The 8321-nt window shown below is 74.1% G+C and carries 8 protein-coding genes; 3 read left to right on the top strand and 5 right to left on the bottom strand.

The window, feature by feature from the left end:
- Positions 1-187 (bottom strand): hypothetical protein (locus ACFU7Z_RS31050; RefSeq protein WP_380781143.1); only part of this gene is annotated, 187 nt, incomplete at its 3' end.
- 288 nt (positions 188-475) lie between these two features.
- Here ACFU7Z_RS31050 and ACFU7Z_RS31055 point away from each other — a divergent pair.
- On the top strand, positions 476-2659 hold the full coding sequence (locus tag ACFU7Z_RS31055; protein ID WP_380781145.1) for a glycoside hydrolase domain-containing protein: 2184 nt from the start codon (positions 476-478) through the stop codon (positions 2657-2659).
- 159 nt (positions 2660-2818) lie between these two features.
- Here ACFU7Z_RS31055 and ACFU7Z_RS31060 read toward each other — a convergent pair whose 3' ends face one another.
- From ACFU7Z_RS31060 to ACFU7Z_RS31070, 3 genes are read right to left on the bottom strand one after another with little or no spacing between them, the layout of a single operon-like run.
- On the bottom strand, positions 2819-3565 hold the full coding sequence (locus tag ACFU7Z_RS31060; protein WP_380781147.1) for a hypothetical protein: 747 nt from the start codon (positions 3563-3565) through the stop codon (positions 2819-2821).
- Between the two features lie 58 nt (positions 3566-3623).
- On the bottom strand, positions 3624-4412 hold the full coding sequence (locus ACFU7Z_RS31065; RefSeq protein WP_380781149.1) for a leucine-rich repeat domain-containing protein: 789 nt from the start codon (positions 4410-4412) through the stop codon (positions 3624-3626).
- 33 nt (positions 4413-4445) lie between these two features.
- The gene (locus ACFU7Z_RS31070) at positions 4446-4823 is read right to left on the bottom strand and encodes a cyclic-phosphate processing receiver domain-containing protein (protein WP_380781151.1); all 378 of its coding nucleotides are present in this window, start codon (positions 4821-4823) and stop codon (positions 4446-4448) included.
- A 379-nt stretch (positions 4824-5202) separates the two neighbouring features.
- Here ACFU7Z_RS31070 and ACFU7Z_RS31075 point away from each other — a divergent pair, with 379 nt between their 5' ends.
- Positions 5203-5460, top strand: a complete 258-nt coding sequence (locus ACFU7Z_RS31075; RefSeq protein ID WP_380781153.1) for a hypothetical protein — start codon at positions 5203-5205, stop codon at positions 5458-5460.
- A gap of 83 nt (positions 5461-5543) precedes the next feature.
- Positions 5544-7022, top strand: a complete 1479-nt coding sequence (locus ACFU7Z_RS31080) for a carboxylesterase/lipase family protein (protein WP_380781157.1) — start codon at positions 5544-5546, stop codon at positions 7020-7022.
- A gap of 37 nt (positions 7023-7059) precedes the next feature.
- Here the strand turns inward: ACFU7Z_RS31080 and ACFU7Z_RS31085 are convergent, their stop codons facing one another.
- The gene (locus ACFU7Z_RS31085) at positions 7060-7992 is read right to left on the bottom strand and encodes a TIGR03619 family F420-dependent LLM class oxidoreductase (RefSeq protein ID WP_380781155.1); all 933 of its coding nucleotides are present in this window, start codon (positions 7990-7992) and stop codon (positions 7060-7062) included.
- Positions 7993-8321 lie beyond the last annotated feature (329 nt).

Consider the following 8321-nt stretch of genomic DNA (forward strand, 5'->3'; position numbering starts at 1 on the left):
GCGCGTACCGGGGGTCGCCCCGCCGGATCACCGCCGAGCTCCGGCCCGGGGCCTCCGCCGGAGCGGCTCCTCCGGCGGACCCCGCGGCCCCCGGCAGGCCCGAGGCCGCGCCGCCGGCCAGCAGGGCGCCGGCCGAGGCGAGCAGGCCCCGGCGGTTCGGTCCGTACGGGCCCGGCCGGTCCGTCATGTCCACCACCCCGTTCCCCCGCGATCCGGGTCTCTCCGTGACGACGCCAGCTGCCAACGGTCCCACACACGACCGGAGTTGAGAACAGAACGCGTCCTGTCCGCCGGGCTGACCCGACGCGCGGGAGCGGGCCCCGGGGCGACGGCCGACGGACGGTCGGCCGGACCGGAGGGGCCTGCGACACCGCCTGTCCGAGGGCGCGGATAGGGTGACGTGCCCGTGCCGCGCGGCCGACCTGTCGGCGTGCGGCCTTTCGTCGTGTCAGGAGATATCTGGGTGAAGACCCGTATGACAGCGCTCCGGAGCGCCGCGGTCGTCGCGGCGGCCGTCCTCATGGCGGCGCCCGCCGCCGGCTCCGCCGTAGCCGCCCCCGCCGGAAGCCCGGACACCAAGAAGGTGACCTACCAGGGCCGCGTCTTCCAGGTGCCCACGGCCTGGCCGGTCGTCGACCTGGCCGCGGACCCGCAGGCCTGCGTCCGCTTCGACCAGCACGCGGTGTACCTCGGCCACCCGGGCGAACAGCAGGTCTGCCCGCCGCGGTTGACCGGCCGCTCCGAGGCCCTGCTGGTCGAGCCCGCCGCCGGCGCCGCGCCCGACCGGGAGGGCTCCAACCCGGTCGCGCAGACGATCCGCGCGGAGGACGGCGTCGTCGCGGTGACCGGTACGTACGACACGGACCAGCCGCTGGTGCGCCGGATCATCACCAGTGCCGGGCTCACCCCCGCGCCGGAACACCGACCGGAGCCGGCGCCCGCCGCAGCCCCGACGGCCCCCGCCGCGAAGTCCGCCGCGCCCAAGTCCGCCGCCGCGCCGTCCAGCCGGGCCATGGCCGCACCGATGGCCGCCGCGGCCCAGGTGCCCGCGTCGGCGACGAACTACACCGGCAAGGGCTTCGACGCCTGCACGGCGCCCTCCAGCGCCGCGATGAACGCGTGGATGAACTCCTCCCCGTACCGGGCGGTCGGCATCTACATCGGCGGTGTCAGGCGGGGCTGCGCCCAGCCGAACCTGACGTCCTCCTGGGTCCAGCAGCAGCAGTCCGCGGGCTGGTCCTTCATGCCGCTGTACGTCGGTGTGCAGGCCCCGAAGATCGCCTACCCCGCCACCGAGGGCGCCAACGCCGCCGACGACGCGGTGGCCCAGGCCCAGGCCCTCGGCTTCGGCCCCGGCACGCTCCTCTACTACGACATGGAGGGCTACACCACCCCGCAGTACTCGGCCACGGTGCTCGCCTTCCTCACCGCCTGGACCAACGAACTGCACGCCTGGGGCTACAACTCCGGTGTCTACAGCAGCTCCTCGTCCGGCATGAAGGACCTCGCCGCCAACGCCGGCAACAGCGCCTACACCATGCCCGACGCCGTCTTCAGCGCCAACTGGAACGGCAAGGAGGACACCGCCGACCCGTCGATACCGGCCGGCTACTGGTCCAACCACCAGCGCGCCCACCAGTACGCCTCGCCGGCGAACCCGGAGAGCTGGGGCGGCTACTCCATAGCGATCGACCAGGACTACGTCGACATCCAGCTCACCAGCGCCCCGCCCTCCCTGTCCTCCGCGCTCTTCCTCGGCGTGCGCCAGAGCTCGGGCGCCTGGCCCGGCTTCAGCCCGCTGACGGGCGGGGCGGGCGTCTTCCGCGGCTCGGAGGCCGCGATCGCCGGGCTGCCGGGAGGCTCCTCGCAGGAGCTGGGCATCGGCCTGGACGGCCGGCTCTACCACGGGGTCCGCGCCGCGAACGGCAGCTGGAGCGGCTTCGCCGCGCTCCCCGACGACGGCACGCCCGCCACCCAGGCCCGCCGGGCCGCCATCGCGGGCCTGCCGGACGGCTCCTCGCAGGTGCTGACCGTCGGCAGTGACGGCAACGTCTACCACCGGATCCGCCTCTCCGACGGCAACTGGTCCGGCTTCGCCCCGCTCCCCGGCGTCGGCACCCCGACCATGGCGGCCGGGGACGTCGCCATCGCCGGCCTGCCCGACGGCTCCGCCCAGGTCCTGGCGATCGGCAACGACGGCAACGTCTACCACGAGACCCGCTTCTCCAACGGCAGTTGGAGCGGCTTCGCCCCGCTCCCCGGGGTGAACAGCTCGCGGATGGCGGCCGGCCGGGTGGCCATCACGGGCCTGTCGGACGGTTCCTCGCAGGTCCTGGCGATCGGCAACGACGGCAACGTCTACCACCAGACCCGCTTCGCCGACGGCACCTGGTCCGGCTTCGCCGCGCTCCCCGGCGTCGGCACGCCCACCATGGCCGCGCGGACGGTCGGCATCGCCGGCCTGCCGGACGGTTCGTCCCAGGTGGCGGTGGTCGGCGGCGACGGCAACGTCTACCACGAGACCCGCTTCTCCAACGGCTCCTGGTCCGGCTTCGCCGCCGTCCAGGGCCCGTACGGCGCGAGCACCTTCCCGGCCCAGCGCGCCGCCATCGCGGGCCTGCCGGACGGCTCGAGCCAGCTCGTGGTCACCCGCAGCTGACCCGCTCCCACCCCGCACCCGACGCCCCCGCCCCCGGCAATGCCCGGGGTCGGGGGCGTCTGGCTCGATGAAGGCTCTCCGCCCTGACCGGCGCAGGAGCGGCCGAGACTCCGCCGGGGCAGCCTGATGGACAGCCGCCGGACGTCGTCGTGGTGTCGGTCACCGCAGATTCTCGGCGACGCGGACGAGTTCCTCGTCCGAGAGCCGCGGGGGAGCACCGGTCGTGACGACGAAGGTGTAGGTCCCGTCCGACCATGTCAGCGAACGGGGCCCGCCGTTCGGATCGGATTGCGTGATGGCCGCGGGGTGGCCCTTGACCAGGGCGGCCCGGCCCTCCGGTGGTGTGCTGTTCCGGAGGGTCTGGCTGATGATCAGATTGCCTTGTTCAGGGCCCGTCCCCAGTCGGTACCCGCTGGCCCAGGCCGGAGTGTCGGTCGGGAGCGGGGCCAGACCGGGCAGGTGGACCATCCTGCCCGCGGGATAGGGGGAGTAGTTCTCCGGCAGGAACACGGGCCGCAGGAGGTCGCGCTCGTCGAAGTGGACGGCGGGCTTGCCGGTGGCGTCGTTCAGAGCCCTGGTCCCGAGCGGTCTGTTCAGGTGGGTCGTGATCTGTCCGATGCCACCCGGGTCGCAGAACCCCGGGGGGACTGTGTGCCGCAGGGAGACCTTCACCGCGTCGGCGGACTCGCGGGCCACGAGTTCGGGCTGCTTCTCACAACCCCACCCGATGCTCAGTGTCAGGGTCCGGCCGTCCGAGCCGACCAGCAGCGGCTTGCCGGCCACGGTGCCCTCGTAGACCCTGGTTTCCGGGACCCGGTTCATCCAGGCGTTGATCGCGAACCCGCCACCGAGCAAGGCTATGGCAGCCCCGGCGGTCAGGCGGATCCGTCGTCCGTGTTTCGACATGTGACGGACCGTACCTTGCGTCGTGGGCCCCGCCCCCGGCGGTCGTGGCCGCACCGCGTCAGCGAGGCCGACGGCCGGCCGTCGGCTGCTCGACACCCGGCCCGCCGGCGTGCGGCACCTGGACGTAGCCCTCGGCCGGCACCGGCAGCGCGTCGATGCACGCCGTCGAACAGGCGTTGACCAGCAGCGGCAGGACGTCGGCGCCCGACGTCCACAGCGAGATCCAGGCCTGACGGAGGTTCACGCCCTCGACGTGCCGGTCGCAGACGCTGCACGTACGGATCGCCGAGGCACCCCACACACCGGGGTCGAGGTCCTCGACGTCGACGCCCCGGGCGGCGGTCGCCGCCGGCAGCTGCGGGAAGGGCGGCCGCCGCTTGTAGTTCCCGTACACGGCCCGGGTGCTCACCGTACTGCGACGCAGGTTGGCACACCGGGTGATCTCGTACGGGAACCAGTGCAGGCGGTAGGAGGTGTACGGGGTGAACTCCTCAAGGCCGCGCATCGCGCCGATCTCGGGCGGGATGCGCACCAGGTTGCTGCCGTACAGCACGAGGTGCTTGACCGAGGTGAGCTTGGCGATGGTCGGCGGGAGCGTGACGACCTGGCGCCGCTGTTCCGCCGTGAGGTCCACGAGCGGCTTGAAGACCTCACGTCCGTCGGCCGCCGCCTCTTCGACCAGTTCGAGAAGGCGGATCCATCCCGGTGCGGTGGTGTCCTGGCGTTCCCGGTGGAAGCGGGTCGGCCCCTGCGGCCTGGTACGGACGTGCTCGACGCACGTGCAGCGATCGCGGGGCGAACCGTGGCCGCCGGGACCGCCGGCGTCAGCCCAAAGGTTCGAGAACACCTGCGGTTGCGGCTCCTCACTCATCCGCACACACTAGCGTCTCGGTCGACGGGTCGTGGGCGCGGCCGGATCCTGGGCCGACGCCCGCCGGACGCGGTAGTTCCAGCGCGTGAGCGACCGGACGACGGAGGCGGAGCCGACGGGGTTGGCGCTGTGGACGTAGACCGTTCCGATCCGGAAGGGCCGTCCCTCGAAGGCCGCTTCTTCCAGGAGGGCCACCACGGGCATGACGGTGTCGTCGCCGCCGAGGTCGTGGTCGAGCCAGAGTTCGTCGATGAAGCCGTCGCGGTGCTCCTCCAGGAGCCGGGTGCCTTCGCGGCTGGTGCGGGCGATCCGTGTGGCGCCGGGGAGCGGTCGCAGGTCGTCGATGCCGAGGACGACGGGCGTCGGTGCGGTGGGCGCTTCTTCCATCGGGCCAGTTTCACAGCGGGCGGGCGGGATGGCCACGAGGTTTCGGGTGGCTGCTCGGCGGGCGGCCGGGCACACGTCTGGCCCCGACTGGGCCCCCTTGGAGCTGCTGTCCTGGTGTCCGTGCCGGGTGGACTGCTCGCGCGGCGGCCCGGGGCGGTACCGGGTGGCGGGGAAGTGGGCGACCGGCTTTTCCCCGGCTCGCGCGAGGGGGCGCGGGCGCAGCGGGTTCATCTGTTCGAGTTGCGTCGGGCGTGCAGGGCTCCCGAGCCTGGGGAGAAAGGAGGGCACCGGAGCGGGTGTCCCCGGGCAACGGGCCCGGCGGGGGACGGCCGCTCGCCGCCCGGCGCGTCACCCGGTGCCGGGCCGAAGGAAGGCTCCCATGCGCAGAAGCGTCCCCTGCCTCGTCTCCTCCGCCCCGCTGGTGCTGGCGCTGTCCCTCTTGGGCGCTCCCGTCCCGGCCCAGGCAGCTCCCGCGCCCCGGGCGTCCGCCGGGCCGGCCGCGGCCGCGCCGACCAGGGCCACCGGTACGTTCGCGGTCCCTGGCCAGGACTGCGGGCCCTGGGGCTGCCAGTACGCGCCGCCCCACTTCCTCCCGGAGGACCCGCCGGCTCCCTGCGGCGCCTTCACCTGGGGCTAAATCCCTTGGCGCTTCCCGGGCGTTCCGTGGTGGAGTGACGCGTCGGCTGATCGACCATCATGCGAGGTACTGCTTTGGCGAGCGTGACCGTCTCCACCGCGTACGGCAAGGTGCGGGGCCAGGAGCGCGAAGGCGTCGCGGCCTTCCTGGGAATCCCGTACGCGGCGCCGCCATTCGGGCCGCGCCGGTTCCGTCCGGCGCGGCCGCCCGAGCCCTGGGCGGGGGAGCGCGACTGCGGCCGCCCGGGGCAGGCCGCGCCGCAGCCCGGCTATTCCTCCGCCATGGCCGAACTCCTGGTGGAGCCCGTGGAGACGGGGGAGGACTGTCTCAACCTCAATGTGTGGTCCCCCGCACCTGGGCGTGCCGCCGGTCGTCTTCCGGTCCTGGTCTGGATCCACGGCGGGGCGTTCCGCAACGGATCCGGCTCGCTGCCCGGCTACGACGGCACCCGGCTCGCCGCGGACGGCGCGGTGTGCGTCACGCTCAACTACCGGCTGGGCGCCGAGGGCTTCCTGCTGCTGCCCGACGGAACGGCCAACCTCGGCCTGCTGGACCAGATAGCCGCCCTGGAGTGGGTCCGTGACAACATCGCGGCGTTCGGCGGCGATCCGGACAACGTCACGGTGTTCGGCCAGTCGGCCGGAGCCATCAGCATCACGGCGCTGATGACCATGGAGCGGGCCGAGGGGCTGTTCCACCGCGCGATCACCCAGAGCGGCGCCGGGCACCACTGCCACTCCCTGGAGACCGGGCGTCGGATCACCGAGCGGCTGGCCGCCATCGCCGGGGTCGAGCACACCACGGAGGCCCTGGCAGCCGTGCCCCCGGAACGGCTGATCGCCGCCAACGCCGCCCTCGGCCAGGAGATGGCCCGGGCCACGGCCCCGGGTCGATGGGGCGAGTCCGCCGGCGGCGGTACCACGGTGCTGCCGGTGGTCGACGGGACGACCCTGCGCGCCCGGCCCGTCGACGCCGTCGCGGCCGGGGCGGGCCGCGACATCGACCTGCTCACCGGTACGACCACCGACGAATTCCGGCTCTTCCTCGTCGCGTTGGGCATGGCCGACCGCATCACGGACGAGGTCCTGCGCGGATTCCTGGCCTCGTTCGGGCTCGACGCCGCGCAGGCGGTCGCCGCCTACCGGGCCGACCGCCCGGAGGCCACGCCCGGGGACCTGTTCTCGGCCGTGATGACCGACCACTCCTACCGCATCCCGGCCGTCCGCGTGGCGGAGGCCCGTGCCGCCCTGGGCGCACGGACCTTCGTCTACGAGTTCGCCCACCCCTCGCCCGCCTTGGACGGCCGGCTGGGCGCCTGCCACATGGCGGAGATCGGCCTGGTCTTCGGAACCACCGACCCGCTCCTCGGGGCGGAGCCTCCGAAGGAGCTGTCCGACCGGATGCGCGCCGCCTGGCTCGCCTTCGCCCGCGAGGGACGGCCGGAGCCCGACTGGCCGCCCTACGGCCCGGACCGTTCGGTGCTGCACCTGACCGGTGACGCCTTCCGGCTGAGGCAGGACCCGGGCGGCCGGGAGCGGTCGCTCTGGGAAGGCGTCCGGTGAGCCGCTGACGGAGGGGCGACGGCGGCTTCCAGGGGTCTCAGATCCCCGCGCCGCGGATGTCCGCGTGCACCCGGGCCGCCAGATCGGCGAGTTCGTCGGCGTCCCGCGCGTTTGTCTGGAGGTCGAGCAGCACCTCGTCAGCCCCCGCGGCCGCGTAGCTGGCCGTGTCCTGGACGATCTGCTCGACCGTGCCGACGAAGGGCTTCCGCTCGGCATCGCGCACCGGGGCCTCGGTGATCCGGACGTTCGCCCTCGCGCAGACCTGGATCGCGCCCGCATCGCGGCCGTACAACGCTGCCCGCTCGCCGATCTCACGCCGCAGGACGGCCAGTTGCCCGGGCGTCATGCCTGTCGGCAGCCAGCCGTCGGCGCGGCGGGCGACCCGGTCCAGGGCATTGCCGCCGGACGCCGCCAGGTAGACGGGCACGGGGCGTACGGGCTTCGGCCCGACCTCCGCCTCGTCGATCAGGGCGTGCCTGCCCCGGTACGACACGGGGTCGGGGCCCCACACCGCCGCGCAGACGTCCAGCAGTTCGTCCAGGACGGCTCCGCGCTCCTCGAAGGGAGCGTGCCCGGCCGCCGCGTGCTCGTCCAGCGACCAGCCCGTCCCCAGCCCCGCGACCACGCGGCCGCCGCTCGCCGCGTCCAGCGTCGCGAGGGCGCGGGCCAGCTGGAAAGGCCCGTGCAGGGGCGCGACCAGGACGCTGCTGCCGAGCCGGGCCCGCTCCGTCGCCGCGGCGGCGAGCGAGAGCACCACCAGCGGATGGGCGACGGACCGGTAGGAGTCCGGCCAGGCCAGCCCCGGCACGTCGTACAGGCCCTGCCGCGGCCGCTCGGGGACCAGCACCCGCTCGAAGACCCACAGGCTGTCGTAGCCGATCCGCTCCGCCGCCCGTGCCACCGCTGCCGGAGCACGCGCGAGGTCGTACCACTTCATCTGCGGCAGCCCGAGTCCCAAGCGAATGGCCATGGCTCGATCCTGGCTTCCCGCGCTCCCGGCCGCAGCCGTTGTACCCCCGTCCGCACGACGCGCGCCGGTCAGGGCGCGCGCGGTTCAGCTGCCTGCTGCCGGGGCGGGAGGTCCGAACGGGCCGCCTTCCGACGGGACCGGGTCCGGGCCCGGAGGGGAGGCTTCGAGCACCGCCCGGGCGTCGGCGAGGGCGGCCTCCAGCTGGTCGCGGAGGGGCTTGGGGAGGGAGGCGGCGCCGAGTGCGCAGGCGGCGAGGGCTGTGCGAGCTCGGCGGTCCGGCCGGGTCCGAGGCGGTCGCGTCTATGCCCCGGCGGGCGGCGACGCTGAGC

This window comes from Kitasatospora sp. NPDC057518 (genome assembly GCF_042802075.1).
Taxonomy (GTDB): domain Bacteria; phylum Actinomycetota; class Actinomycetes; order Streptomycetales; family Streptomycetaceae; genus Kitasatospora.

Coding starts and splice junctions, on each gene's coding strand:
- ACFU7Z_RS31055 (WP_380781145.1), top strand. CDS start 476: ATGACAGCGCTCCGGAGCGCCGCGGTCGTCGCGGCGGCCGTCCTCATG.
- ACFU7Z_RS31060 (WP_380781147.1), bottom strand. CDS start 3,565: ATGTCGAAACACGGACGACGGATCCGCCTGACCGCCGGGGCTGCCATA.
- ACFU7Z_RS31070 (WP_380781151.1), bottom strand. CDS start 4,823: ATGGAAGAAGCGCCCACCGCACCGACGCCCGTCGTCCTCGGCATCGAC.
- ACFU7Z_RS31075 (WP_380781153.1), top strand. CDS start 5,203: ATGCGCAGAAGCGTCCCCTGCCTCGTCTCCTCCGCCCCGCTGGTGCTG.
- ACFU7Z_RS31085 (WP_380781155.1), bottom strand. CDS start 7,992: ATGGCCATTCGCTTGGGACTCGGGCTGCCGCAGATGAAGTGGTACGAC.